General features: G+C 62.1%; 20 protein-coding genes. 10 read left to right on the top strand and 10 right to left on the bottom strand.

The window, feature by feature from the left end:
* Window positions 1-64 precede the first annotated feature (64 nt).
* From N554_RS0124010 to N554_RS0123995, 4 genes are all read right to left on the bottom strand, one after another.
* Window positions 65-3,205 (bottom strand): efflux RND transporter permease subunit, encoded by a 3,141-nt coding sequence (locus tag N554_RS0124010; RefSeq protein WP_029585821.1) that lies wholly within the window; start codon window positions 3,203-3,205, stop codon window positions 65-67.
* Entirely contained in the window at window positions 3,205-4,128 is a 924-nt protein-coding gene (locus N554_RS0124005) for an efflux RND transporter periplasmic adaptor subunit (protein ID WP_029585820.1), read from the bottom strand. The genes N554_RS0124010 and N554_RS0124005 overlap by 1 nt, the downstream gene beginning before the upstream one ends.
* A gap of 371 nt (window positions 4,129-4,499) precedes the next feature.
* A complete protein-coding gene (locus N554_RS0124000; RefSeq protein ID WP_156042070.1) occupies window positions 4,500-5,159 on the bottom strand; it encodes an OmpA family protein in 660 nt (219 codons plus the stop codon).
* 150 nt (window positions 5,160-5,309) lie between these two features.
* A complete protein-coding gene (locus N554_RS0123995) occupies window positions 5,310-6,746 on the bottom strand; it encodes a caspase family protein (protein WP_029585818.1) in 1,437 nt (478 codons plus the stop codon).
* 363 nt (window positions 6,747-7,109) lie between these two features.
* On the opposite strand from N554_RS0123995, the gene N554_RS0123990 reads away from it, so the two are divergent.
* Together N554_RS0123990 and N554_RS0123985 are read left to right on the top strand one after the other, a co-directional pair.
* Window positions 7,110-7,940, top strand: coding sequence for an N-acyl homoserine lactonase family protein (locus N554_RS0123990; protein WP_029585817.1), 831 nt, complete (start codon window positions 7,110-7,112; stop codon window positions 7,938-7,940).
* Window positions 7,937-8,818: an NAD(P)-dependent oxidoreductase gene (locus N554_RS0123985; RefSeq protein WP_029585816.1), complete on the top strand. Its 882-nt coding sequence runs from the start codon at window positions 7,937-7,939 to the stop codon at window positions 8,816-8,818. Before N554_RS0123990 ends, N554_RS0123985 begins: the two co-directional genes overlap by 4 nt.
* A 79-nt stretch (window positions 8,819-8,897) precedes the next feature.
* Here the strand turns inward: N554_RS0123985 and N554_RS0123980 are convergent, their stop codons facing one another.
* The gene (locus N554_RS0123980) at window positions 8,898-9,434 is read right to left on the bottom strand and encodes a MarR family winged helix-turn-helix transcriptional regulator (RefSeq protein ID WP_029585815.1); all 537 of its coding nucleotides are present in this window, start codon (window positions 9,432-9,434) and stop codon (window positions 8,898-8,900) included.
* A gap of 135 nt (window positions 9,435-9,569) precedes the next feature.
* Between N554_RS0123980 and N554_RS0123975 the strand changes: the two genes are divergently transcribed.
* The 5 genes from N554_RS0123975 to fahA all read left to right on the top strand — a co-directional run bounded on the left by N554_RS0123975 (window position 9,570) and on the right by fahA (window position 15,192).
* Window positions 9,570-11,183 (top strand): FAD-dependent oxidoreductase, encoded by a 1,614-nt coding sequence (locus tag N554_RS0123975; protein ID WP_029585814.1) that lies wholly within the window; start codon window positions 9,570-9,572, stop codon window positions 11,181-11,183.
* Between the two features lie 10 nt (window positions 11,184-11,193).
* Window positions 11,194-11,415: a DUF2783 domain-containing protein gene (locus N554_RS0123970; RefSeq protein WP_029585813.1), complete on the top strand. Its 222-nt coding sequence runs from the start codon at window positions 11,194-11,196 to the stop codon at window positions 11,413-11,415.
* Between the two features lie 18 nt (window positions 11,416-11,433).
* Window positions 11,434-12,387 (top strand): MBL fold metallo-hydrolase, encoded by a 954-nt coding sequence (locus N554_RS0123965; RefSeq protein WP_029585812.1) that lies wholly within the window; start codon window positions 11,434-11,436, stop codon window positions 12,385-12,387.
* 2 nt (window positions 12,388-12,389) lie between these two features.
* Window positions 12,390-13,736, top strand: a complete 1,347-nt coding sequence (hmgA, locus tag N554_RS0123960) for a homogentisate 1,2-dioxygenase (protein WP_029585811.1) — start codon at window positions 12,390-12,392, stop codon at window positions 13,734-13,736.
* A gap of 181 nt (window positions 13,737-13,917) precedes the next feature.
* Entirely contained in the window at window positions 13,918-15,192 is a 1,275-nt protein-coding gene (fahA, locus tag N554_RS0123955; RefSeq protein ID WP_029585810.1) for a fumarylacetoacetase, read from the top strand.
* Window positions 15,193-15,464: 272 nt separating this feature from the next.
* Here the strand turns inward: fahA and N554_RS0123945 are convergent, their stop codons facing one another.
* The 4 genes from N554_RS0123945 to N554_RS0123930 all read right to left on the bottom strand — a co-directional run bounded on the left by N554_RS0123945 (window position 15,465) and on the right by N554_RS0123930 (window position 20,534).
* A complete protein-coding gene (locus tag N554_RS0123945; protein ID WP_029585809.1) occupies window positions 15,465-16,577 on the bottom strand; it encodes a CaiB/BaiF CoA transferase family protein in 1,113 nt (370 codons plus the stop codon).
* A 139-nt stretch (window positions 16,578-16,716) separates the two neighbouring features.
* Window positions 16,717-17,517: an FAD binding domain-containing protein gene (locus N554_RS0123940; RefSeq protein ID WP_029585808.1), complete on the bottom strand. Its 801-nt coding sequence runs from the start codon at window positions 17,515-17,517 to the stop codon at window positions 16,717-16,719.
* A gap of 73 nt (window positions 17,518-17,590) precedes the next feature.
* Complete coding sequence (locus N554_RS0123935; protein WP_029585807.1) at window positions 17,591-19,936, bottom strand: xanthine dehydrogenase family protein molybdopterin-binding subunit; 2,346 nt, start codon at window positions 19,934-19,936, stop codon at window positions 17,591-17,593.
* Between the two features lie 112 nt (window positions 19,937-20,048).
* Window positions 20,049-20,534, bottom strand: a complete 486-nt coding sequence (locus tag N554_RS0123930) for a (2Fe-2S)-binding protein (protein ID WP_029585806.1) — start codon at window positions 20,532-20,534, stop codon at window positions 20,049-20,051.
* A gap of 504 nt (window positions 20,535-21,038) precedes the next feature.
* Here N554_RS0123930 and N554_RS0123925 point away from each other — a divergent pair.
* On the top strand, window positions 21,039-23,009 hold the full coding sequence (locus N554_RS0123925) for a methyl-accepting chemotaxis protein (protein ID WP_081851388.1): 1,971 nt from the start codon (window positions 21,039-21,041) through the stop codon (window positions 23,007-23,009).
* A gap of 16 nt (window positions 23,010-23,025) precedes the next feature.
* On the opposite strand, the gene N554_RS38720 is transcribed toward N554_RS0123925, so the two are convergent.
* Complete coding sequence (locus tag N554_RS38720; protein WP_081851387.1) at window positions 23,026-23,427, bottom strand: DUF3175 domain-containing protein; 402 nt, start codon at window positions 23,425-23,427, stop codon at window positions 23,026-23,028.
* A gap of 268 nt (window positions 23,428-23,695) precedes the next feature.
* Here N554_RS38720 and N554_RS0123915 point away from each other — a divergent pair, with 268 nt between their 5' ends.
* Entirely contained in the window at window positions 23,696-25,189 is a 1,494-nt protein-coding gene (locus N554_RS0123915) for an MFS transporter (protein WP_029585803.1), read from the top strand.
* Between the two features lie 6 nt (window positions 25,190-25,195).
* Entirely contained in the window at window positions 25,196-26,047 is an 852-nt protein-coding gene (otsB, locus tag N554_RS0123910; RefSeq protein ID WP_029585802.1) for a trehalose-phosphatase, read from the top strand.
* Window positions 26,048-26,134 lie beyond the last annotated feature (87 nt).

The raw sequence follows: 26,134 nt of genomic DNA, 5'->3' as shown, positions 1-26,134 counted from the left end.
GCGCTTCGGCAGCGGTTCCAACCCAACTGTACCGAGCTCGCCTCAAAAATCTCCGAGCCGCCCCTCACTCCGCCGCAGGCGAATGCACGACCTTCGGCGGCGGTTTGTGCTCAGGCTTATGATCCGCCGCGGCCTCCGTCTCCCCATGCGACACGATCAGCCTGCTGGCAAAACGCCAGATCAGCACGCCGACGTCGTCCATCAGCATGAACATCGCCGGCACGAACACCAGCGACAGCAGGGTGGAGAACACCAGGCCGCCGATCACGGCGAGCGCCATCGGCGAGCGGAATTCGCCGCCGGCGCCGAATGCCAGCGCTGAGGGTATCATGCCGGCGGCCATGGCGATGGTGGTCATGACGATCGGGCGCGCCCGCTTGATGCCGGCGTCGATGATCGCAAATTCGCGCTGGTTGCCTTCGCGGATCGATTCGACCGCGAACTCCACCAGCATGATGGCGTTCTTGGTGACGATGCCCATCAGCATCAAAATGCCGATCCACACCGGCGTCGTCAGTTGCTTGCCGGTCACCAGCAGCGCCGCGATCGCGCCGCCGATCGAGAGCGGCAGCGAGAACAGGATGGTGATCGGCTGCAGGAACGTGCCGAACAGCAGCACAAGCACCGCATAGACCATCATTAGGCCCGCAGTGATGGCGTGGGCAAAGCCTTCCGACAGTTCATTGAGGCTTTCGGCGTCGCCCGACGGGCTGACCTTGACGCCCTTCGGCAGACTTTTCATCACCGGCAGGTCGTAGATCTTCTTGGTGGCATCCCCGAGCGCCGCCGAGCCGACGAGGTCGGCCGCCACGGTGGCCTGGCGCTCCCGGTCGTAGCGGTTGATGCTGGTCGGGCCCTGGTCGAGCTTGATATCGGCGACCACGGAGAGCGGCACGCCACCCTTTTCGCCGTGCTGACCCAACGGCACCCGCAACTGCTCGAGCAGCCGCAGGTCGCCGCGCGCGCCGTCTTCGAGTTGCACCCGGATCGGCACCAGCCGGTCGCCGGCATCGAATTTCGCCAGCGCGGGGCCGACGTCGCCGATGGTGGCGACGCGGATGGTCTGCGACAGGCTTTCGGTGGAGACACCGAGCCGCGCGGCGAGATCCGCCCGTGGCTGGATGCGAAGTTCGGGGCGGTCGAGCGAGGTTTCCGAGATCACATTGGCGATCAGCGGGATGCGCTTCATCTGGGTCGCCAGCTCGCTGGCAACGTTGTTGACGATGTTGCTGTCGGCGCCGGTGACCACAAGCGATATCGCGCGCAGGCCGTTTTCGTCGAGGAACCAGAAGCGGATATCGGGGACGTTTTCGAGTTCGTGGCTGATCTCGAGTTCAAGTTCGCGCTGGGTGATCTTGCGTTCGGTCTTCGGCGTATAGTTGATAATCAGCGCCGCGCGGCGCACCTCGAACGTGCCGGGCGGCACCCGGCCGCCGTCGACGAACACGCTTTTCACCTCCGGCCGCTTGCGCAGCCGGCTGACGATTTCCTCGGTGACCTTTTCGGTGTAGGCGAGCTGCGTGCCGGGCGGCAGCTCCATCGCCAGCAGCGAGCGCGCGCTGTCCTGCGCCGGCAGGAAGCCTTGCGGCAACAGCGTGATGCTCCAGATCGAGGCGGCGAAAATGCCGAAGCCGATCAGCACGGTGATGAGGTAATGCTTAACCGACCACGTCACCAGCCTGGTATAGGCCAGCAATATGCGACCCGGCGGCGGGTCCTCATGCGGATGATCTTTCAGGAAGTAGGCGGCCAGCACTGGCGTGACGAAGCGGGCGGCGAGCAGCGAGAAGAACACCTGCACGGATACGGTGATGCCGAACTGCTTGAAGAACTGCCCGGCGATGCCTGACATGAAGCTTGCCGGCGCGAAGATCGCGATGATGGTCAGTGAGATCGCGATGACGGCAAGCCCGATTTCATCGGCGGCCTCCAGTGCTGCACGATAGGGCGACTTGCCCATCCGCATGTGGCGCACGATATTCTCGATCTCGACGATGGCGTCGTCGACCAGAATGCCGGTCGACAGCGTGATCGCGAGAAAACTGACGAGGTTCAGCGAGAATCCGAGCATGTCCATCGCCCAGAACGCCGGGAAGATCGACAGCGGCAGCGAGATCGCGGCGATGATGGTGGCTCTGATGTCGCGCAGGAACAGCAGCACGACGATGACGGCGAGAATGGCGCCCTCGAACAGCGTCGAGATCGCGGCCTCGTAATTGCCTTTGGTGTATTCCACCGAGGTGTCGATCAGCTTGAGGTCGACATCGGGATAGGCGACCTTCAGCGCGTCGATCCGCTTCTGCACGGCGGCTGCGACCACCACGTCGCTGGCGCCCTTCGAGCGCTTGATGCCCAGCGCCACCACCGGCTCGCCATTGAAACGGGCGAAGGTCCGGCGATCGGCGATGGTGTCGGTGACGGTGCCGAGATCGTCGAGACGCACTTCGCCGCCGCCAAACAGCGGAATCATCGTTCCCGCGAGATCGTTGAGCGTCTTGGCGCCGGCAAGCGTTCGGATCGCCTGGTCGTTCTTGCCGATTTCGGCGCGGCCGCCGGCGAGGTCGACATTGGTGCCGCGCAGGCTCTGGCTGACATTGACGGCGGTCAGCCCCATCGCCGACAGCCGGTCGGGATCGAGCGAGACGAGGATCTCGCGCTCGACACCGCCGATACGCTCGACCTGGGCTACGCCGCGCACGCCCTGCAGCGCGCGTTTGACGACGTCGTCGACGAAATAGGACAATTGCTCCGGCGTCTTGCCGGGCGAGATCGCGGCATAGGTGACGATCGGCAGCCCGATCACGTCGACGCGCTGGATCAGCGGCTCGGTGACGTTTTGCGGCAGGTTGGCGCGCACCCGCGTGACGGCGTCCTTGATGTCGTTCAGGGCGCGATCGGTGTTGGTCTCGAGCGCGAACTGGATCGTCGTCAGCGACAGCCCGTCGGTGATCGACGACGAAATATGCCGCACGCCCTCGACGCCGGAGACGCCGTCTTCGATGGTCTTGGTGACCTGCGATTCCAGCTCGGCCGGCGCCGCGCCGAATTGCGACACCGCGACCGAGATCACCGGGATGTCGGCGCTGGGCAGGCGCGTCACCGCGAGCTTGGTAAAGCTGACCCAGCCCAACACCAGAAGGATGATCGAAAAGACGATGGAGGGGAGCGGGTTTCGGATCGACCACGCCGAGATATTGAGAGCCATCAGCGTACCCGCGTTCGATCGAGGTCCTCGGCGAATACGGTCTTGATCTGGTCGCCGTCATGCAGCGAGCTGCCAGCGTCGGCCACGACGATTTCGCCGACGTCGAGGCCTTCCAGGATTTCGATAGCGGTATCGGACACCAGTCCGGTCCGAACCCTTCGCGTCTCCACCGTATTCCCTTTGACCACCTGAACCATCAGATGGTCAATGGCGGTCTTGGGAACGGCGACGCCGCAGCTGCGCCTGGCGTCGATATTGGCGCGCGCAAACATGCCGACCTTGAGCGAGGGATTGTTGGTCAGCGAGATCCTGATGTGGCCGAGCTGGGTGGTGCGATCGATTTGCGGCGAAACCAGCCTGACGCGGCCGACCATGTCAGGCACATTGTCCCGGCTTACACGCACCGTCGCGCCCGGATTGAGTTTCAGCATCTGGACCGCCGGTACCTCGGCATCCAGCTCGATTTCATTGTTGACGGAAATCCGGAACATCGGCCCGGCCTGCGGCGAGGCCGGCGCGCCGACGATGGTCTTGACCTCGGTGACGAGGCCGGCCGCCGGCGCGCGCAACGATATCGATCCCGATGGCCTTGCGCCGGCGCCGAGCTGCGCCGGCGGCGGCGTCAGCCGGGCCAGCTCCTGATTTTCGGTGACGGTGTCGCCTTCGCGAACCAGAACATCGGTAACCCTCGAGCCCTCCTGATCGACCCCGACCACGGCTTCCCGGCGCGGCACGATAAAGCCGGTAACGCGCACCATGTCGGAGAAACAGGCATTGGTGGATTTCGCCACAACGACGAGCGCGTTGCTCGGCGTTTCCTTTTCCTCGGCCCGCGGACGAGACTCGTACCAATACCATCCGACCCCGAGCGCAACAAAGACGATCGTCGCCAGCGCAGGCTTGAGGTATTGAGAGAACTTCATCGGCGGATCAATCCAGTGCTAGGTCGGAATACGATAGTGGCTCAACAACAGTCATTGCGAGCCAACGGGTCGGCGCGAAGCGCCGCACGATGACGGGCTCCGCGAAGCAATCCACGGCCGCGAAAACAAGAGCTGGATTGCTTCGTCGTTTCCGCCTTCGCTCGTTGGACTACGGCGGACAAGTCGCTCCTCGCAATGACGATCTGCATTTCCCGTCATACTGAGGAGGCCGCAACGCGGCCGTCTCGAAGGACGCACCTCCAGCGACAACGGCGAAGGCGCTGCGCAGGGATGACGCAATTCAAAAACGACTGCGTCCCGCAGGGATGCGGGACGCATGGATGCTGCAGAACTGTTCTCAACGCCACCACTCACTTCGACGCGGTGGTCTTGTTCGCCATATTCACGACCTGCACCCGGCGGTTCGCTTCCGCCATCGGGTTGCCCGGATCCTTGAGCTTGGTCTCGCCGTATCCGACGGTCACGAGGTCGCTGCCGGCGATGCCGAACTTGTCGGTCAGATGGCGCTTGATGGCATCGGCGCGGCGCTCGGAGAGGTCCTGATTGTAGGTCTCGCCGCCGGCGGCGTCGGTATGGCCGGCGACGATGAAGGTCGAGCCCTTCAGATCGGGATTGGAAAGCGCGCGTCCCAGGGCCTGAACCGACGGCAGCGATTTTGCGCTGATATTGGCTGAGTTGTAATCGAAGGTGATTTCCAGATCGATATTCGGCTTGTCCTTGGCAAGGGTGGCGATTTCCTCACGCTCGCTGACCGAGAGCGAGCGCGTGGTCCGGCCACGAATTTTCTGGACAAGACGTCCCTCGGCGGCGGTCGCGGCCGGATCGGCCTGCGGCCCGGCCGACAGGCCTCTGGTCAGCGGCTTGTTGGCCGGCGCAAGTGCCCGGACGATTTGATCTTCGGTGACAGCCTCGGCGGCGACGGCGCTTGCCACGCCAAAGGAAAGCGCGGCGCCTATCGTCACAACCGAGACGATCGCGGCAAGACTTCTCGTTCCAGACATTTTCAACATCGCCAATCCCTCCTGCGCGGCCCCCGCGCGGTTCCAATTAGTTTGCACCCCAGCCGCCGAACTATTGGTCGCGGCCATCGGCGACTTCGTGTTTGTCTGCGGCAGCCGTCCGAGGGTTCGAGGAAGCGCCGGTCATCCTCAATTTTATTGTCAACGCACCCCGTAGTCGGCGAATTCCTTAACTATATTGGGATCCATGGCCTTGGCATTGGCGATATCCAGATCGCCCTCCGAAGCCGAGCCGTTGCGTTTCTTGGCAAGGCCCCGGCCGTACAGCGAGGACGTCAGTCTCGGATTGATCTTGAGGGCTGCGTCAAAATCAGCAATCGCGTTTTTCGTCAGCCCGCTCTTCAAGTTAACCAGGCCGCGGCTGTCGAGGGCATCGACGAAGTTCGGGCGCAGCCGAAGCGCCTCGTTGCAATCCTTCAACGCCGCCTGCAGATCGCCGATCACGGTGCGCGTCCAGCAGCGGTTGTTGAGGGCTTCCACGTCCTTGGGGTTCAGCCTGATCGAGCTGTCGAAATCCTTGATGGCAAGATTGTACGCGCCCTTGCTGGCATAGACCTGTCCGCGCCGATAGAGCGCGTTGGCATCGTCGGGATTGTCGTTGAGCTTGGCGGTCAGCGTTTTGATGGTCGGATCATCGGCCAGCGCCGCCGCCGTCGAGCCGTCGTTCTTTTCCGCCGGTTTGTCAGCCGGCTTGTCAGGCGGCGGGATGTTGGCTTCGACCGGCTTGGGCGGCGCGGGTTCAACGCGCGGCAGCGGCGGCGGTGCGGGCGCCGGCTTGGGCAGCGCCGCGACCGGACCCGGCGTGGGAGCGGTCGGCCGCGCCCCGCCCGGGCTGAACGAAAAGTCCTCGGCGAGGGAGGACGAGATCCACGGCACCTGCTCGCCGCGGGAAGCGCGGGTGACGCCGACGCGGGTTCGGTTGAGCGTTTCTTCGGCCATCAGGTCGGGAACGCGAATTTCCTTCAACAGCTCCTGCACGAACAGGCTGTGATCGCCGCCGTTGTCGCCGATGACGGAAGAGAGCGCCGCCGAATACATCACCAGCGTTCCGTTCGGCGCAATGACCGGGGCGAGGCCAGCCGAAAAACTGCGGAACCGGCGCTCGAACGGATTGCGCCTGGAGGCATCGATCAGGGCGATCTTGACGCCCGCGCCGCGGCTGTTGATCTCGCCCAGCACCGTCTCCAGGCTGAAACCGTCGCGGCGAACGTCCGCTTCGGTCCAGATCTGGGCGTCGACCGGGATCATGTAGCTCTGGCGGCTGGACTGGATGCCGAATCCGCTAAAGAAAATCAGCGCCACCGAGCCCGGCTTGATGCGTCCGTAGAGTTTGTCGAAGGCGCGGCGCATCGCTTCGCCGGTCAAATTCTCTCCGACCTCGACGTTGAAGCCGTCGCGCTTGAGCTCGTCGGCGATCTCGCGGGCGTCGTTGATGGGCTCCTTGAGCGGCGCCTCGGCGTCGGGATATTTCGCGTTGCCGATGACAAGCGCAAAACGGTCGGCGCCCGCAGCGATCGACGGGACGATCGGCGCGAGCGACAGCATCGAAATCAAAAGTAATGCGAGGCGAATTCTCATAAGACGGCGGTCCAGCCTAAAGGGCGCCGATCCCAGCTTGCGCCTCGGCGACCTTACTCTACGCAACCTGCATTATCAAACCGGCTACGCAAGCCCTGTCAACTGTCTGGAAAACCGCCGGCAATCGCGACAATTAACCGCAACAGGCTCGCGGAATAACGCGGCAGGAGCATCATGGTCCGGATGGAGCCAGCGGGTCGGCGCAAGGCGCCACCCGATGACAGGCTCCGCGCAATCCGGGACCAGACGATCCATGAGGGCGCTTTTGGACGGGTTTGACCTTTCGGGATGACGGTGGCTTGCTGCTGGCATCGGCCGATCGTGCAACAAAGAAAAAGCGCAACAAATAAAAAGTGAAACCCGATGGGAAACGTTTACGAGATTTACGCCATCCGCTACGCGACGATGTCGCCGCGCACGCCGCACATGAACCACTTTCTGCCGGACCCGCACGAGACCGCGGCTCAAGACCTCGACTACTTCGTCTGGCTGATCCGCGGCGGCGGCCGCGATATTCTGGTTGATACCGGTTTCAACGCGGCGGAGGCGCAGGCGCGAAGCCGCAAGCTGACGCTTAATCCGGTCGAGGCGCTGGCGCGCTTCGGCGTCAAGGCCGAGAGCATCAGGGATGTCGTCGTCACGCATCTGCATTACGATCACGCCGGCAATCTCGACCTGTTTCCCAATGCGCGGTTTCATCTGCAGGACCGCGAGATGAGCTACGCCACCGGGCGCTGCATGTGCCACGGCGTGCTGCGGCATCCGTTTTCGGTGGAGCATGTCACGCTGATGGTTCGCCACGTCTTCAGTGAACGCGTGACCTTTCATTCGGGCGACGGCGAGGTGGCGCCGGGCGTGACGCTGCATCGGGTCGGCGGCCATTCCGACGGCTTGCAGGTGGTGCGGGTCGAGACCGCGCGCGGGCCGGTGGTGCTGGCGTCGGACGCCTCGCATTACTACGCCAACATGCACCGCCGCAGCCCGTTTCCGATCCTCTACAATCTCGGCGACATGTTCGAGGGCTGGGACATCGTGGCGCGATTGGCCGGCGATGTCGATCGCGTGATCCCCGGACACGATCCGATCGTGACCGAGATCTATCCGCGCGCCAGCGACGCGGTCGACTCATATTCGTTGCACGTGCAACCATCTCGCTCGTTTCGCGAAATCGCCCTCGAAAAAGCCAAAAGATGATCAAATACAACAACATCGGCTTCATCGGTCTCGGGGTGATGGGCGAGCCGATTTGCCGCAATCTCGTCAACAAGAGCGGCGCGCGTGTGCTCGCGTTCGATCTTTCACCGGCGCCGCTGGCGCGGCTGCGTGACGATGGCGCCGTCGTTGCGAGTTCAGTGGCCGACGTCGTCGGCAACAGCGACATCGTATTCCTGTGCCTGCCCAGCGCGAAACATGTCCGCGCGGTATTCGAAGGCGACGGCGTTTTGAAGAACATCCGCAAAGGACAAGTCGTCGTCGACCTCGGCACCTCATCAGTGGGTCAGACGCGCGACTTCGCGAAACAGTTGCAGGCCATCGGCGCCTCATGGGCCGACGCGCCGATCGCGCGCACGCGCCAGGCCGCGCAGGATGGAACGCTGAGCGTGATGGTCGGCGCGTCGGGAAAATTATTCGCCGCGATCGAGCCCTTGATCCGCTGCTTCGCTACCGACGTCACGAATTGCGGTGATGTCGGCTCGGGCCAGGTGACGAAAATTCTCAACAACATGGTGCTGTTCGAAACCGTCAACGCGCTGGCCGAAGCCGTCGCGGTTGCGAAGGGCAACGGCGTCGATCCGGCGCTCTTGCTCGATACGTTGTCGAAAGGCTCCGCCGACAGTTTTGCGCTGCGCAATCACGGCATGAAGGCGATCGTGCCGGGCCATTTTCCCGAACGCGCGTTCTCGACCGAGTATGCGCTCAAGGACCTGTCCTACGCGCTGGAGCTGGCTGCGGACGCCGGCATCAAAATCCGCGGCGCCGAACTGATCGGCAAGGTTTTGCGGGAAGCGATCGATGCAGGCTCGGGGGCTGCGTATTTTCCGGTGATCGCCAAGCATATCGATCGGGCCTGACTGTCGTTCCGGCGGACCTCCACGAGGTGCAACTGCACATCGGCGAATGACGCGCGTTGAATCGTCGCGCATGCGCCTTTCAATACGCTTCCGTCTTGCTGGCTTCCTTGCGGGTCTGCACCAGACCGAGACCCTTCTCGACCTTGCCGAGCAGGAGCGCAAAATCCTTGCGCTCCTGCGCGGAGAGGCAAGACAGGATTTCCTGCTCTTTGCGCAAGAGGCGCGGGATCAGTTCGTGGTACAGCGCCTTGCCCTTCCGCGTCATGCGCAGTTGGAACTCGCGGCGGTCATCTTCATTCTCGAGCCGCTCCACAAGCCGCCGCTTCATCAGTGCCGTAACCGCGCGGCTGATGGTGGATTTGTGCGTTCGTGTGCAATGCGCAATATACTGCGCGCTGCACGCGTCATTGCGGAAGCCGAGCGTCGCCAGCACGCGCCATTCCGGAATATCGAGCCCGTAGCGCTCCTGATACTCGCCGGATAGCGCAGCGGAGACCTCGGCCGCCAGCCGGTTCAGGCGGAACGGTACAAACCGGAACAGGTCGAGTTTGGAGCCTCTTTTGGACGGGTTTTCTCCACGCGAACCGGTACCCACCCCGGATCGTGTCCGGGGCATGCGGCCGCTTGAAAACGCTGTTGCCAAAAATCGCTCCAAATTGAGTTGACGGGCGAACCTGCGCGGAGTTTAGATAGTTGCAGATGCGACTATCTTAGCGGGGACCCCGTCCCTTGGCCAGAGCATCGTGAACGCATGGCGCAGTCAAAAACCCAGTTCGGCTATTGCCGCCACGCCGACCAGCATCGGGCCGGCACCGACATAGCTGAATATCCTATTGTAGTGGTCGGCGCCGGACCGGTCGGGCTGTCGCTTGCGATCGACCTTGCGCAGCGCGGCCAGCGCGTCGTTCTGCTCGACGACGCCGACCGGATCGGGGAGGGATCGCGCGCGATCTGTTTTTCCAAACGCTCGCTGGAGTATTGGGACCGGCTCGGCGTCGGCAGCCGAATGGCCGACAAGGGCGTGGTATGGAGCGTCGGCCGGATTTTTCACGGCACGTCGCTGCTTTACCAATTCAATCTACTTCCGGAAGAGGGCCACAAACGGCCCGCCTTCATCAACCTGCAGCAATTCCATGCCGAAGCCTACCTGGTGGATCGGGTGCAGGAGTTGTCCGCGATCGACCTGCGCTGGCGCAACAAGGTGATCGGATTAGAACAACGCAACGATCATGCAATACTGACGATTGAAACGCCGGACGGACCGTATCGGTTGCGTGCAATTCATGTTGTCGCCTGTGACGGCGCGCGATCGTCGTTGCGGCAAATGGTCGGCGCAGAGTTCGCAGGTCAAGTGTTCGAGGACCAGTTTCTGATCGCCGACGTCAAGATGACGGCGGAATTCCCGACCGAGCGCTGGTTCTGGTTCGACCCGCCGTTTCACGCCGGGCGGTCCGCGCTATTGCACAAGCAGCCGGACGACATCTGGCGGATCGATCTGCAACTGCATCCGGATGCGGATCCTGCGGTCGAGAAGCGGCCGGAAAATGTACGGCCGCGGATCGCGCGCATGCTCGGGCACGAGAATTTCGATTTCGAATGGATATCGCTCTACAAGTTCCAGTGCCGCCGAATGGATAAATTCATCCATGGCCGCGTGATCTTTGCCGGCGATGCCGCGCATCAGGTCTCGCCATTCGGTGCACGTGGTGCCAATTCCGGTCTTGAAGATGCCGAGAACCTGGCGTGGAAACTCGATCGCGTGCTGAGGAGCCTATCCCCGGATAGCCTGCTCGAGAGCTATCACATCGAACGCAGCGCCGCGGCTGACGAGAACATCCGGGAATCCACCCGCTCGACTGATTTCATGGCACCTGGCTCCCGCCAGGAAGCGCGCTTGCGAAAGGCGGTGCTGTCGCTGGCCAGGGAAACGGACTTCGGCAAGCGCATGATCAATGGCGGACGGCTCTCAGTGCCCTCGATCTATGACTCGCCGCTTTCGACCGCCGATTGCGATGCGTGGCGCGGCGGGCCGCGGCCCGGCGCGTCTATGCTCGATGCGCCGATAGCCGTGCGCGCCGGCGAGTCCGCGTATTTGACCGACGCCTTCATCAAGGCGGGAACGCGGTTCACGCTGCTTGAGTTTGCCAATGGCGCGGCTGTTGACGCTCCCGATGACATCGGGACGATCCGCATCGGCGGCAACGATGGTTTTTCCGATTCGCTAGGGTTGGTTGGCGCGCGCTACGATGCCGCGCCCGGCACGGCCTATCTGTTGCGGCCCGACGGCTATGTCGCCGCGCGCTTCCGGCAGCCGACACGCACAGCTCTCGATGCCGCCTTGGCGCGCGCTGCCGGCATCAACTGAGGATTTGGTCATGGCATTGTCCACCAGCTCGAATTTTGCCAAGCCGGATGATGCATTTCGCGCGATCGTCGAGGCGCATCGCGGACTGAGTGACGAAGAGAGCGCCGATCTCGACGCGGCGCTGGTTCTGATTCTCGCCAATCATGTCGGCGATCTCGACGTGCTGCGCGAGGCGATCGCGCTGGCGCAGCGACGTATGGTGGCGGCCGGTCAGCAGCAACAGCAGCAGTAACGCAAAGGAATTGATTTGATGGCGAAAGGTTTCGCGTCCACCACTGACCTCGCCGAGAAGAAGGTCACTTTCTCCGAGATCGGCACCGATCTCTATGCCTTCACCGCGGAGGGCGATCCCAATTCGGCTGTCATCGTCGGCGACGATGGCTGCATCGTGTTTGACGCCCAGGCGACGCCGGCGATGGCCAACAAAGTGATCGCGCGGGTGCGCACCGTCACCGACAAGCCGATCAAATATGTGGTGCTGTCGCATTATCATGCGGTGCGGGTGCTTGGCGCTTCCGCCTACAACGCGCAGGGGATTGTCGCATCCGAGGAAACCTATCGGTTGATCGAAGAGCGCGGCCAGCAGGATTGGGATTCGGAGTACGGCCGCTTTCCACGATTGTTCCAGGATGCCCAGAGCATCCCTGGCCTGACCTGGCCGACGCTGACCTTCGAAACGGAGATGTCGATTTATCTCGGAAAGCGCGAGGTACGGTTGATGTCGCTCGGTGCAGGACATACGTCGGGCGACATCGTCGCGTGGGTGCCGGATGCGGAGGTGATGTTTTCCGGCGACCTGATCGAATACCATTCGGCCTGCTATTGCGGCGACGCGCATTTGCGCGAATGGCCGATGACGCTGAACGAAATTCGCGCCTTCAATCCCAAGGCGATCGCGCCGGGGCGCGGCGATGCTCTCAAGGGCATTGCAACCGGGCGCGACGCCATCGCGATGACGCGCGATTTCGTCACCACGCTCTATGGCGCGGCCGAATCAGCGGTCGCCAAGGGCCGTAACCTCAAGGAGACGATGGCGGCGACCCGCGAGGTGATGGATCCGAAGTTTTCGAGTTTCGCGATCTACGAGCACTGTCTGCCGTTCAACGTCTCGCGTGCGTTCGACGAAGCGTCGGGGACCGATGACCCCGTGATCTGGACCGCCGAACGCGACCTCGAAATGTGGGCCAGCCTGCAAGGAGGATGACCATGAATATCAATACCGCACCTGATGCGATCGGCCGCAACTCTGTCAATATCACGCCGGGCTACATGTCCGGCTTCGGCAACAGCTTCGAGACGGAGGCGCTGCCCGGCGCGCTGCCGCGAGGGCGGAATTCGCCGCAGCGTTGCGCCTATGGACTCTACGCCGAGCAGCTGTCCGGCTCGCCATTCACGGCGCCGCGCGGCAGCAATGAACGTTCATGGCTGTATCGGATCCGGCCGTCGGTGAAGCATTCCGGCCGCTTCTCCAAGGCCGACGCCGGCCTGTGGCGCAGCGCGCCGTGTCACGAAATTGATTGGCCGATTGGGCAATTGCGCTGGGATCCGGCGCCGATCCCCAAGGAAGACAAGACGTTCCTGCAGGGCGTGCAGACCATGACCACGGCGGGCGACGTCAATACCCAGGCCGGCATGGCCGCGCATGTCTACCTCATCACCAAATCGATGATCGACGAGAATTTCTACAACGCCGATGGCGAGATGATGTTTGTGCCGCAGCACGGCAATCTGCGTTTCGTCACCGAGTTCGGCCGGATCGATGCCGAGCCCGGCGAAATCGTGGTGATCCCGCGCGGCGTCAAATTTCGCATCGAGATTCCCGGTGGCCCCGCGCGCGGCTATCTCTGCGAGAACTACGGCGGCGCGTTCACGCTGCCGGAGCGCGGGCCGATCGGCGCCAATTGCCTCGCCAATGCGCGCGATTTCCTCACCCCCGTCGCGGCCTATGAAGACACGGACACGCCGACCGAATTGTTCGTGAAGTGGGGCGGCTCGCTATTCGTAACCACACTACCGCATTCGCCGATCGACGTGGTGGCTTGGCACGGCAATTACGCGCCGTACAAATACGATCTGCGGACGTTTGCGCCGGTCGGCGCCATCAGCTTCGATCATCCCGATCCGTCGATCTTCACCGTGCTGACGTCGCCGTCGGAAACCGCAGGCACCGCGAACATCGATTTTGTCATTTTCCCGGAGCGCTGGGCGGTGGCGGAGAACACCTTCCGGCCGCCATGGTATCACATGAACATCATGTCGGAGTTCATGGGGCTGATCTACGGCGTCTACGATGCCAAGCCGCAAGGCTTCGTACCGGGCGGCATCAGTCTGCACAATTGCATGCTGCCGCACGGCCCGGACCACGAGGCCTTCGATCGCGCTAGCAACAGCGAATTGAAGCCGGTCAAGCTCACGGGCACCATGGCCTTCATGTTAGAGACGCGTTTCCCGCAACGCATCACCGCCTACGCGGCAAATTCCCCGACGCTGCAGGACGACTATGCGGATTGCTGGAAGGGGCTGGAAAAGCGGTTCGATCCGAATAGGCCTTAGCTCTTTCTTACCCTCCCCCTGGAGGGGGTCGGCTCGCATTGCGCGAAGCAAGATGCGAGACGGGGCGGGGTGACAGTCTCACCCACCCCGCCGCTCATTTCATTCGCGTCGACCTTCCCCTCGAGGGGAGGGTGAAGAGAAAACCGCAGCTACGGCCATATAATTGTACATCGGGAAAACGATGCCCCATCCCAACGATCCCGCGCTTCGCTCTTTCATTGACGTCGGCGCCGCGTCCGACTTCCCAATCCAGAATCTCCCCTACGGGGTGTTCTCGACGTCCGCGTCCCCGACGCCACGCGTCGGCGTTGCGATCGGCAACGCCGTCCTCGATCTTGCGGTGCTCGAGTCTGAAGGACTGCTCGATCTCGCAGCCGCGCAAGGCGTATTCGCGCAAGCCTCGATCAACGCCTTCATGGCGCTGGGGCCGAAGGTCTGGTCTCAGACGCGAGCGCGGATCAGCGAGCTGTTGCGCCATGACAATCCCGAACTCCGCGACGACGCGCCTTTGCGCGCGCGCGCGCTAGTGCCGATGGCGGATGCAGAATTGCATTTGCCGATCGCGGTTGCCGGTTACACCGATTTCTATTCGTCGAAGGAGCACGCCACCAATGTCGGCGTCATGTTCCGCGGCAAGGACAACGCGTTGCAGCCGAACTGGCTGCATATGCCGATCGCCTACAACGGCCGTGCATCGACCGTCGTGGTCTCGGGCACCAAAGTGCGCCGGCCGCACGGCCAGTTGAAGCCGCCGGGTGCGGAGGTGCCGTCATTCGCTCCCTGCAAGCGACTCGACTTCGAGCTGGAAATGGGCGTTGTGATTGGGCAGCCGTCCCGGATAGGCGAGATGCTCACCGAAAGCCGGGCGGAAGGCATGATCTTCGGCTTTGTGCTTCTGAACGACTGGAGCGCGCGCGACATCCAGCAATGGGAATATGTGCCGCTCGGGCCGTTCCAGGCCAAGGCCTTTGCGACCTCTATCAGTCCGTGGGTCGTCACGCGCGAGGCGCTGGAGCCGTTTCGTGTCCGTGGGCCCAAGCAGGATCCGACGCCGTTGCCTTACCTGCAGCAAGCGCAGCCGAACAATTACGATCTAGAGCTCGATGTCGGCTTGCGCGCAGCGCAAATGAACGAAGCCGTCCCGATCTGCCGTACCAATTTCAAGTACATGTACTGGTCATCGGTGCAGCAACTGATCCATCACGCCTCGTCCGGTTGCGCCATGAACGTCGGCGATCTTCTGGGGAGCGGCACCATCAGCGGGCCCGGCAAGCATCAGCGTGGTAGCCTCTTGGAGATAAGCTGGAACGGCACCGAGCCGGTTGAGCTGGCGAGCGGTATCGTCAGGACGTTTCTCGAAGACGGAGATTCGCTCGTGATGCGCGGCTGGCGCCAGGCGAGCGGCTATCGCATCGGCTTCGGCGAAGTGGAAGGCACGATTTTGCCGGCCGTATAATTCGTTATTGCAAGCGAAGCGAAGCAATCCATCAAGCAAGGGAAAAATTGGATTGCTTCGTAAGGGCGACGACGGCTTCGGCGAAGGCAATTTCAAAACGCTGTTCGAATCGATCGAGAAAGACCAGATCCGCCGCGGCGTCCTGAACGTGGAGAACGCGGCGTAGGGTTCATCATTCCGGAGAAAATTCTACGTCGTCCCGGCCAAGCCAACGGGGCGGCGCAAAGCGCCGCCCGATGACAGGCTCCGCGCGAGCCGGGACGACAAGCAGCTTATCTTCCCGCCTTCCACTCGCTCGTGAGACTTGCGATGTCGGCAGTGGTGGCGTCGCGAATGGCGGACGGCGTGCGCGAAAAACGTGGCGCCGGGGCGGGCTGGGTGACGCCGTGCCGATTGACGAAAATATTTCGCGCTGCCATGTGCGGATGATTCGGCGCTTCACTCATGGTCAGAACAGGCGCGAAGCAGACGTCGGTGCCTTCCATGACCTTGCACCACTCGGCTCGGCTCTTGGTCTTGAAGATAGCCGTAAGCTTTTGCCTCAGCCCGGGCCAGGCCTTGCGATCCATCTGCCGATCGAAGTCGACATCCGAAAGACCAGCGTGCTCGCGCAGCAGCGCATAGAACTGCGGCTCGATTGAGCCGATCGAAATGAAATTGCCGCAGGCGCATTCATAGACGCCGTAGAAATGCGCGCCGCCGTCGAGCAAATTGCTCTCGCGCTGTTCGGTCCATCGGCCCACGGCCGCCATATCAAAGAACATCGACATCAGCGACGCCGCGCCGTCGCACATCGCGGCGTCCACCACCTGTCCCTCGCCCGACTTCGATGCTTCCAATAGCGCGGCGAGCACGCCGACCACGAGGTAAAGCGCGCCGCCGCCGAAATCGCCGACCAGATTGAGCGGCGGCACCGGCTTTTCCGCGGTGCCGATCGCGGCCAGCGCGCCCGTGACCGAGATGTAGTTGATGTCGTGGCCGGCGGCCTGCGCCAGCGGACCTTCCTGGCCCCATCCCGTCATCCGGCCGTAGACGAGGCGTGGATTGCGCGCCTGCACCACGTCTGGTCCGAGCCCCAATCGCTCCATGACGCCGGGACGAAAACCTTCGATCAGCGCGTCGGCATTGGCCAGGAGGTCAAGCACCTGCGCGACCGCGGCCTTGTCCTTGAGGTCAAGTTCGACGACCTTTCGTCCGCGTCCCGCCACCGATTTCAGATTCTTCTTGGCGCCGACGCGATCGAGCGTCACCACTTCCGCGCCCATGTCCGCCAGCATCATGCAGGCGAAGGGGCCAGGACCGATGCCGGCAAATTCGACGATGCGAACGCCCATGAGCGGGCCGGAGGCCCGGGTGGAGGACACTGGGGCTGATTTATCGAGCACGTTGTTTTCCTGTTGATTAGCTAAATTGTCCCGCCTGGGGACCTGCGTGGCAAGGGCCTTTGCCCGCGTTCTTGCTCCAAAATGCAAAGGCGGCGCGCATGGCTGCGCGCCGCCTTTGTGAGCTATGTGCGATGCGCGATCAGCCGGCGGCGGCAACCGCGCGCTGCGCCATCACCTTGATCAGATTGGCGCGATAATCCGACGAACCATGAATATCGCTCATCAGCCCCTTGTCGGGAATCGTGACGCTGTCGAGTGCGCCCGGCGACCAGTTGGCCTTCAGCGCCGCCTCGATGGCAGCAATCCGCATGACGCCGTTCTGCGACGCGCCGGTGGCGGCGACGCGGACGTCGCCCGATTTGGTCTTGACGACAAACACGCCGGTCAGTGCGAAGCGCGAGGCGGGATGAGGAAACTTGGAGTATCCCGCCTTGGCCGGAATTGGGAAGGCGACTTGCGTGATAATCTCGCCGTCCGCTAGCGCCGTCGAGAACAGGCCCTTGAAAAAATCATCGGCCGCAATGCTCCGCTTGTTGGTCCTGATCGTCGCGCCAAGCGCGAGCACCGCCGCCGGATAGTCCGCGGCAGGATCGTTATTGGCGATCGAGCCGCCGATCGTGCCGCGATAACGCACCGCCGGATCGCCGATCATCGAGGCGAGATGGGCGAGCGCAGGTATCGCACGCTGCACAGGTCCGCTCGCGGCAACGTCGTGATGCGTTGTCGCCGTCTTGATCGTGACGGTGTCGGCGGAAACCTCAAGGCCGATGAGATCCTTGATCTTGCCAAGATCGATTACGTCGGACGGTGAGGCGAGCCGCTGCTTCATCACTGGGATCAAGGTGTGGCCGCCGGCCAGATATTTCGCCTCCGAGCCTTTTGTGAATAGCGCCGCGGCTTCGTCGACGGAGGAGGGGCGATGGTAGGTTGTCGCGTACATGACTTGTCTCCCGACTTTTAGTTCTGGTCGTGTTTTCTTCGCTAACCAAAGTCCATTTCGCTCGAAAACACTCCTATGCGCTGCCGTGGATGGCGTGCCATACCCGGTCGGACGTCGCCGGCATTTCCAGTTTGTTGTTGCCGATCGCATCGGTGATGGCGTTGATAACGGCGGCGGATGCGCCGATTGCGCCGGCCTCGCCGCAACCTTTAACGCCGAGCGGATTGCCCGGGCACAGCGTCGTGGTGTGGCTCAGCTTGAACGACGGCAGGTCGTCGGCGCGCGGCATGGTGTAGTCCATGAAGGACGCGGTCACCGGCTGGCCGTTAACGTCGTAAACCGCGCCTTCGAGCAGCGCCTGACCGATGCCTTGGGCAAGCCCGCCATGGACTTGGCCTTCGACGATCATCGGGTTGATCAGCCGGCCGAAATCGTCAGCCGCGACGAAATTGACGAACGAGGTCTTGCCGGTTGCGGAATCGACTTCGAGCTCGCAGATGTAGGCGCCCGCCGGGAAGGTGAAGTTGGTCGGGTCGTAGAACGCACCCTCCTTCAGGCCAGGCTCCATGCCGTCGGGCAGATTGTGCGCGGTATAGGCGGCGAGCGCGACCATCGGCAGCGCGATCGCTTTGTCGGTGCCGGTGACTTTGAACTCGCCGTTCTCGATGACGATGTCGTCTTCCGACGCTTCGAGTTGATGCGCAGCAATTTTCTTGGCCTTGGATTCGACTTTCTCCATCGCCTTGAGGATCGCGGTCAAGCCGACGGCCGCGGAGCGCGAGCCGTAGGTGCCCATGCCGAACTGCACCTTGTCGGTGTCGCCGTGAACGATCGAGACCTGACTGATCGGAATTCCGAGCCGCTCGGCGACCAGTTGGGCGAAGGTCGTTTCATGCCCCTGGCCGTGACTGTGCGAACCCGTGAGGATTTCGATGGTGCCGACCGGATTGACCCGGACCTCGGCGGATTCCCACAACCCCACGCCGGCGCCCAGACTGCCGACCGCTTTGGAGGGCGCGATGCCGCAGGCCTCGATGTAACAGGAGAAGCCGATGCCGCGCAGCTTGCCTTCTTTCCTGGCGTTCTCTTTACGTGCAGGGAATCCCGCGTAGTCGATCGCCTTCAACGCCGCGTCGAGCGATGCGCCGAAATCGCCGATATCATAGGCCATGATGACCGGGGTCTGGTGCGGGAAGCTGGTGATGAAGTTTTTACGGCGCAATTCCGCCGGGTCGACCTTCAACTGCCGCGCCGCGGTTTCCATCAGGCGTTCGAGCAGGAAACTGGCTTCGGGACGGCCCGCGCCGCGGTAGGCGTCGACTGGCGTGGTGTTGGTGTAGACGCCCATCACCTCGGCATAGATTGCCGGGATATTGTATTGGCCCGATAGCAGCGTGGCATAGAGATAGGTCGGCACCGAAGACGAGAACAGCGACATATAGGCGCCGAAATTGGCGTGGGTCTTCACCCGCAAGGCCAAAATCTTGTTGTCCTTGTCGAACGCCATCTCCGCCTTTGAAATATGATCGCGGCCATGCGCATCTGTGAGGAAGGCCTCGGAGCGATCGCCGGTCCACTTCACCGGCCGCCGCACCTTCTTGGACGCCCACAGCGCCACCATCTCTTCCGGGTAGATGAAGATTTTCGAGCCGAAGCCGCCGCCGACGTCAGGCGCCACCACCCGCAGCTTGTGCTCCTGCGCGATATTGTAGAATGCCGACAGCACCAGACGCGCGACATGCGGGTTCTGCGATGTCGTGTACAGCGTGAAATGCTCCTCGGCCTCGTCGTAATCCGCGATCGCCGCGCGCGGCTCCATCGCATTCGGCACCAGCCGGTTGTTGGTGAGCTCGAGCGATACCACGTTGGCCGCCTTGCTGAAGGCGTCCTTCACGGCGGCTTCGTCACCGAGCGCCCAGTCGTAGACCACATTGCCGGGTGCTTCCGGATGCAGCTGCGGCGCGCCTGGCTTGATTGCCGCGCGAATATCGGCAGCGGCAGGAAGCTCCTCGTAGTCGACGACCACAGCTTCCGCCGCATCGCGCGCCTGGTTCTTGGTTTCGGCGATGACGACGGCGACCGCCTGTCCGACGAAGCGCACCGTTTCCGGCGCCATCGCCGGCCATGCACCCATCTTCATCGGCGTGCCGTCCTTGGAGGAAACCGCCCAGCCGCAGATCAGGTTGCCGATCTTGTCTTCGACCAGCTCTTTTCCGGTGTGCACGCCAATCACGCCCGGCATCTTCATCGCCTCTGAGGAGTCGATATTCCTTACCTTGGCATGTGCATGGGGGCTGCGGACGAAATGGGCATAGGTCATGCCCGCGAGCTTGATGTCGTCGACGTAGCGGCCTCGGCCTGTGATGAAACGCCGGTCTTCCTTGCGCACCACGCTTGCGCCAATACCCTCAACACCCATCGCATCTCTCCCTGTCGGGCCGCGTCACCTGCGCGAAACTCTCGAAATGGGCAGATCGCAGCCAGTTTTTTGATTTCAAAAGCTCTGACCTTGCGGGTCAGAGTTGACCTGACTATTCCGCCGCCTGTGAGACCCTCATGCGGCCGGCGGCGTCGAGTACCGATTTGACGATGTTGTGGTAGCCGGTGCAGCGGCAGATATTGCCTTCCAATTCATGCCGGACGGTGTCCTCGTCGAGCTTGCCGCCGTAACGGTTGACGATATCGATCGCCGACATGATCATTCCCGGCGTGCAATAGCCGCACTGCAACCCGTGATTGTCGCGAAACGCCGCCTGCATGGGGTGCAGTTCGTCGCCCTTTGAGATGCCTTCGATGGTGGTGACGTTGCTGCCGTCGGCCTGCCCCACCAGCACGGTGCAGGATTTGACCGCCCGGCCATCGATATGCACGACACAGGCGCCACACTGGCTGGTATCGCAGCCGACATGGGTGCCGGTCAGGTTCAGATGATCGCGCAGGAGATTGACAAGGAGGGTCCGGTCCTCGACGTCAGCCGAGACCGCCTTGCCGTTCACCGTCAATTTGACTGTCGACACGTGTGATGCCTCCCGATGCTTTTTTAGTTGTTCTAATTAGAAGCACGGGCGCGGAACTTTGCAACTGGGATTTTCGCCGCGGAAGTCATTGTGATGTCGTCTTTGCGTGAGGCTTCTTTATCTTGCCCGTGGAGGGAGGGCGGCGAGCAGCGCAAGGGAAGATCGCGAAACAGAGCTGGGAGGCGGCAGTCATGAGATCACCCACCCATAGCTCCGTGGCGTTGATGCCCAGGCCCGCGCAGCCCAGGGCATTCCCCAGAGGGGCTAAAGCCCGCCAACAGAGGGTGAGGCAGCCATTGCAATAACAACGAGAAGCAGACCCAATTCCGCGCAAATTTACGCCCCCTTATCCATTCTCCTCTAGTTTTCGGCATCGCACCGGGAGCTCGCGCTCCCGGCTCTGGCTGGCGTCGGAAACGGGGGTTCGAAGTGGGTTTGTTGAAGCATGTCTGGCCGCAAGCGGTATCGCCAAGGCTCCCGACGCTACGTTTTCGGGGCAAAATCATGCTCGGCTTTACCCTGGTGCTTGCCATTTCGGCGGCCAGCATGGGCTTCGCCTATCTTGGATTTGAGCGCGTTTCCGCCGGCGTGGCATCCTACCGAAAGAGCGTGTCCGAAGCCGATCTGGCGCGCAATATCGACCGCGAGCTGATTTCGTACCAGGCGCTGGCGCGATATTACGTGGTGACCGGAAAAGAGAGCGATGCCAACGCGGCGCTGATCGCCGAAGCCAGCCTGAAGGATGCCATCGATCAATCGATGCGGGGCACCGCCAATCCAGCGCGTCTCGATCAGATCACCCGCCTCGCCAGGGAATTCCAGACCTTCACCAAGATCTTTGCCGATATTCTCAAGGTCAAGCGCGACAGCGCGATGGTAACGCAAAACCAGCTCACGCGCGGCGGTACCATGCTGCGCTACAAGCTCGACGATCTCGCCAGCAATGCCGCCGAAGCGGAGCTGCCGGCAGTTGAGCTCGGTGCCAAGCAGGTCACCGCGCAATATCAGGCGGCGACCGCGCTCGCCAATACCTTCGTCATCAATCCCGAGCAGACGGTCGCAACCAGCGCGCTGGCGCGTCTGAAGTTCGTCGAAAACTCGCTGCATGCGATATCGTCGAGCGACGAAAAGATCACCAAAGCCCTCACGGAAGCGTCCGCGATGCTGGAAGAATATCGGCAAGCACTAGCCAAACTGGTCGAGAATTCGAAATCTATCGATGGGCTGGTTGCTGAAATGGCGGACTCGGCGAGCGTGATCGTGAAAGGCTCGATCGCGATGAAGGCGGACCTGCTTTCCGATCAACAAAGACTCGAATCCGAGTCAGACGCGATTGTCGGCGAGACTGAGCGCCTGATCGTGATGCTCGCGGCCGGCGGCTTCCTACTCGGCGGCGCCCTGGCGCTGTTGCTGGGCAGGGGAATTTCCCGGCCGATGAGAGCGATGTGCAAGGCGATGCGTGAACTCGCGGGCGGCAAGTTCGACGTCGTGCTGCCAGGTCTCGGTCGCAGGGACGAACTTGGTGAAATGGCGGAAGCGGTGGAAGAATTCAAGGTGCAGGCGATCGCCAAGGCCGAACGTGATGCCGCGGCGCAGGATACCCAGAACAAGGCGAGCAGTGCGGCGCGTCGCGCCGAACTCATCCGGTTTGCCGATGAATTCGAGGCGGCGGTCGGCGTTATCGTTTCGAACGTTTCAGCTTCCGCCGTTCAACTCGAGCAAGCCGCGGGCACGCTGACGCGGACCGCGGAGACCACGCAGAGCCTGTCCAGCCAGGTCGCCGGTGCATCGGAAGAAGCCTCCAGCAACATGCAGTCGGTCGCGTCCGCAACGGAAGAGCTCTCGACGTCGGTCGACGAAATCGGCAGACGGGTGCGGGAGTCCAACCAGATCGCGGAGGCGGCGGTGCTTCAGGCGCAGCAAACCGACGGGCGTATCGGCAAATTGTCGCGCGCCGCGCAAGAGATCGGCGACGTGGTCAAATTGATCACGGCGATTGCCGAACAGACCAACCTGTTGGCGCTCAATGCAACCATCGAAGCCGCCCGGGCCGGCGAGGCCGGTCGAGGTTTTGCTGTGGTCGCCTCCGAGGTCAAATCGCTGGCGAGCCAGACTGCGAAGGCGACCGACGAGATCTCGTCGCATATTTCCGGCATGCAGGGCGCGACACAGGAATCCGTTGCCGCCATCAAGGAGATCGGCGGCACCATCGGCCAGATTTCGAATATCGCAGCGGCAATCGCCAGTGCGGTGGAGCAGCAGAGCTCGGCCACCCAGGAGATCGCGCGCAGCGTTCAAAGCGTCGCGCAAGGAACTCGTGAAGCGGCCACCAACATCATGCAGGTCAATCGCGGCGCTACGGAAACCGGTTCCGCCTCTGAGGAGGTCTTGAATTCGGCGCAAACCCTTTCGTCCGAAAGCACGCGGTTGCGCGAGGAACTCGACCGCTTCATGGCGAACATCCGCGCGGCGTAAAGCGCGCTTCGGAGTACTACTCTCTTCCAAACTGGTGCTTCAGCTCGGCCTTGGCGCGCTGCAAGCGGTCGCGCTGCGTTTTCGGCAGGGTTTTGCCGGCGCGGTTGATATAAAACGTCAGCATTGAGAGTGCGGAGCGATAGGCGCCTGCCTTGCGGCGCGAACTGCGTTCGGCCGAGCGTTTGAGCGAAGCTGCGATCTTCTTCGGGTCAGTCTGTTTGAACAGGCCGCGCTTCAGATCCAGCGCATCGCTCTCCCGCGTCACGCGCTGCGACCAGCGCTTTGGCGATGCCTTCCTGGCTGCAGGTTTCCTCCGCGCCGGGCTTGGTCTCCGTGCCGTCGTCTTGTTTGTATTCTTGCGAGCGGTTTTGCGCCTCGCCATTTTGCGCGCACGCGTTGTTTTCCGAGGTTCAGCCATATTCGGACTCCATACCCGTTCAAGCCGAAACGGTGATAGACCTGATCGGTTCCTCTACCGCAATGCGGGAACTCGCACGTGCTTAAGGCGTTGATTAATGTGGCTGGTACCAAAGTTGCCGAATTGAGCTTGAGAATGCCGGTTCCCGGGCATTTTCTGATTGGTTTCAACTGGTGGCTCTGCAGGGAGTGCAGGGCAAATCGGTGTTGAACCGCGGCGCTCCCAATTCCGTGGAGGTCTTAGTCGGCGAGCATAGGAGCAATGCGGCATGGCTGGCCTGAGTGATGCGACGCCTCTTTCGACGGCTGCCGAAACAACGCCGATAACACGCACCGATGATCGCATCATCGAAACCAGCATTCCCTCGCGTCTCGATAGTCTGCGCTGGAGCGGTTTCCACACCCGCGTCGTCCTTGCGCTTGGCATCACCTGGATTCTCGATGGACTGGAGGTTACGTTGGCTGGCGCCCTGTCGGGTGCTCTGAAAGAGAGTCCAACGCTTCGTTTCACCAACTTCGACGTCGGCTTTGCCAACAGCGCCTATCTCGCCGGCGCCGTCCTCGGCGCGCTGGGGTTTGGCTGGCTTACCGATCGGATCGGGCGCAAGAAGCTGTTCTTCATCACGCTGGCGGTCTATCTCACGGCGACCGCGGCGACGGCGCTGTCCTGGAACTTGGCGAGCTACGCGTTGTTTCGATTTCTCACCGGTGCCGGCATCGGCGGCGAATACACCGCGATTAATTCGACGATTCAGGAATTGGTACCGGCGCGGTACCGCGGATGGACGGACCTCGTGATCAACGGCAGCTTCTGGATCGGCGCGGCGATGGGTGCGGTCAGCGCGATCGTCCTGCTTGATCCGGCCGTGATCGACCCCGATCTCGGCTGGCGGCTTGCATATCTCACCGGAGCCTGTCTTGGCCTTGTGGTGTTTGGGATGCGGATGTGGATCCCCGAAAGTCCGCGGTGGCTGATGATTCACGGCCAGCCGGATCGCGCGCACGCCATCGTGGATGACATTGAGCGATCGGTCACGGGATACGTGCAAGACCCCGGTCAGCATGGTTGGACGAAAATCAAATTGAAGATGCGCGACCACACGCCGTTGCGCGAGGTGGCGCACACGCTGTTCTCCGTCTATCGTCAGCGATCGCTGGTCGGATTGACACTGATGATCGCGCAAGCGTTTTTCTATAACGCGATCTTCTTCACCTTTGCCCTTGTCTTGACCGACTTCTACGGGATAGCGGCGAGCCAGATCGGATGGTACATACTTCCGTTCGCGGCCGGCAATTTCCTTGGGCCGCTGCTGCTTGGCCGACTGTTCGACACGGTGGGCCGGCGCGTGATGATTACGTTCACCTACGGCGTATCTGGCCTCCTGCTCGCGCTTTCGGGCTATCTGTTTTCGATCGGCGTGATGAGCGCGCAGACCCAGACCATCGCATGGATGGTGATTTTCTTTTTTGCCTCGCCGGCCGCCAGTGCAGCGTACCTCACGGTCAGCGAAACCTTTCCGCTGGAGGTTCGTGCGCTGGCGATTGCGCTGTTCTATTCGATCGGAACAGGAATTGGCGGGGTCGTTGGTCCCGCGCTGTTCGGTGCATTGATCGATACCGGATCGCGCGACAGTGTGTTCGCTGGCTATCTTCTCGGATCGGGGTTGATGATCGCGGCGGCGGTGGTCGCGTGGCGTTACTGCATTGCAGCCGAGCGCCGGGCGCTGGAATCGGTGGCGCCGCCGCTGGCTTTTATGGAGTAGAATGAGATGACTGAGAACTTGGCCGAGGCGCCGTTGCGAGACGACATGTTACCCGAAGAAGACGACTCGCCAGACGCCGTGCCGGTGCCGGCCTCGCTGGTGCCGCATCTGGACCAAACTGCCATACTGCTCGATATCGACGGGACGCTACTCGATCTGGTGCCGACGCCGCGCGAAGTCTGGGTGCCGCCGGGACTCTCAAAAACCCTCAACCGCCTGCTCGACAGGACTTCGGGCGCGATCGCACTCGTGAGCGGACGTTCGCTGAACGATATCGATCTGATTTTTGCTCCCGAACAATTTCCGGCCGTTGGCGGTCACGGCGCGGAAATACGTCTGTCACAGGACAACGAAGCAGTCGCCACCCTTGCCCCGCCGATGGAGAAGGAGCTGAAACGACGGTTGGCCGCCATTGCCAAGTTGAGTCCGGGCATTCTGCTGGAGGACAAAGGCTATTCGCTGGCGCTCCACTACCGTTTGGCGCCGCATGCTGAGAAGGCGATTTACGCGGCGGTGTCCCTGATCAGGGCGGATCTGCCGAATGCGCCGATCGAAGTGATGCCCGGAAAATGCGTTTGTGAAATCAAGCATTCCGGCTTCAGCAAGGCTACGGCGGTTCGCGAACTGATGACCCACGAACCTTTTAAGGGGCGCCGTCCCCTGTTCGTCGGCGATGATGTTACCGATGAATCTGTGTTCGCCATCATGCCGGATCTTGGCGGCCTGGCATTCTCGGTGGGCCGGCGCGCCAAGGGAGTCGCAGGCCACTTCGACGATCCCGGCGATGTACGGGCGTGGCTCGCGCATCTGCTCGATGATGAAAAAGCCGCCATGGAATCATGGTCGTATTTTACCTGATTGCCACCGTCCTGGGACTTTGCCCGATTGAGTCTGCCTCAAGCAGTTCTATCGACCTGAAGCAGTTTGATCGAAATGAGGCAACAG

This window comes from Bradyrhizobium sp. URHD0069 (assembly GCF_000701345.1).
GTDB lineage: Bacteria > Pseudomonadota > Alphaproteobacteria > Rhizobiales > Xanthobacteraceae > Bradyrhizobium.
The sequence above is the reverse complement of the archived record's forward strand: the minus strand, read 5'-3'. Positions and strand labels throughout refer to the sequence as shown.

Bases quoted from the DNA above. Each gene is read 5' to 3' on its own strand.
- N554_RS38720 (WP_081851387.1), bottom strand. From the start codon at position 23,427: ATGGCTGAACCTCGGAAAACAACGCGTGCGCGCAAAATGGCGAGGCGC.
- N554_RS0123990 (WP_029585817.1), top strand. From the start codon at position 7,110: ATGGGAAACGTTTACGAGATTTACGCCATCCGCTACGCGACGATGTCG.
- N554_RS0124000 (WP_156042070.1), bottom strand. From the start codon at position 5,159: ATGTTGAAAATGTCTGGAACGAGAAGTCTTGCCGCGATCGTCTCGGTT.
- N554_RS0123975 (WP_029585814.1), top strand. From the start codon at position 9,570: ATGGCGCAGTCAAAAACCCAGTTCGGCTATTGCCGCCACGCCGACCAG.
- N554_RS0123985 (WP_029585816.1), top strand. From the start codon at position 7,937: ATGATCAAATACAACAACATCGGCTTCATCGGTCTCGGGGTGATGGGC.
- hmgA (WP_029585811.1), top strand. From the start codon at position 12,390: ATGAATATCAATACCGCACCTGATGCGATCGGCCGCAACTCTGTCAAT.
- N554_RS0123980 (WP_029585815.1), bottom strand. From the start codon at position 9,434: ATGCCCCGGACACGATCCGGGGTGGGTACCGGTTCGCGTGGAGAAAAC.
- N554_RS0123965 (WP_029585812.1), top strand. From the start codon at position 11,434: ATGGCGAAAGGTTTCGCGTCCACCACTGACCTCGCCGAGAAGAAGGTC.
- otsB (WP_029585802.1), top strand. From the start codon at position 25,196: ATGACTGAGAACTTGGCCGAGGCGCCGTTGCGAGACGACATGTTACCC.
- fahA (WP_029585810.1), top strand. From the start codon at position 13,918: ATGCCCCATCCCAACGATCCCGCGCTTCGCTCTTTCATTGACGTCGGC.
- N554_RS0124010 (WP_029585821.1), bottom strand. From the start codon at position 3,205: ATGGCTCTCAATATCTCGGCGTGGTCGATCCGAAACCCGCTCCCCTCC.
- N554_RS0123925 (WP_081851388.1), top strand. From the start codon at position 21,039: ATGCTCGGCTTTACCCTGGTGCTTGCCATTTCGGCGGCCAGCATGGGC.
- N554_RS0123935 (WP_029585807.1), bottom strand. From the start codon at position 19,936: ATGGGTGTTGAGGGTATTGGCGCAAGCGTGGTGCGCAAGGAAGACCGG.
- N554_RS0123940 (WP_029585808.1), bottom strand. From the start codon at position 17,517: ATGTACGCGACAACCTACCATCGCCCCTCCTCCGTCGACGAAGCCGCG.
- N554_RS0123915 (WP_029585803.1), top strand. From the start codon at position 23,696: ATGGCTGGCCTGAGTGATGCGACGCCTCTTTCGACGGCTGCCGAAACA.
- N554_RS0123970 (WP_029585813.1), top strand. From the start codon at position 11,194: ATGGCATTGTCCACCAGCTCGAATTTTGCCAAGCCGGATGATGCATTT.
- N554_RS0124005 (WP_029585820.1), bottom strand. From the start codon at position 4,128: ATGAAGTTCTCTCAATACCTCAAGCCTGCGCTGGCGACGATCGTCTTT.
- N554_RS0123995 (WP_029585818.1), bottom strand. From the start codon at position 6,746: ATGAGAATTCGCCTCGCATTACTTTTGATTTCGATGCTGTCGCTCGCG.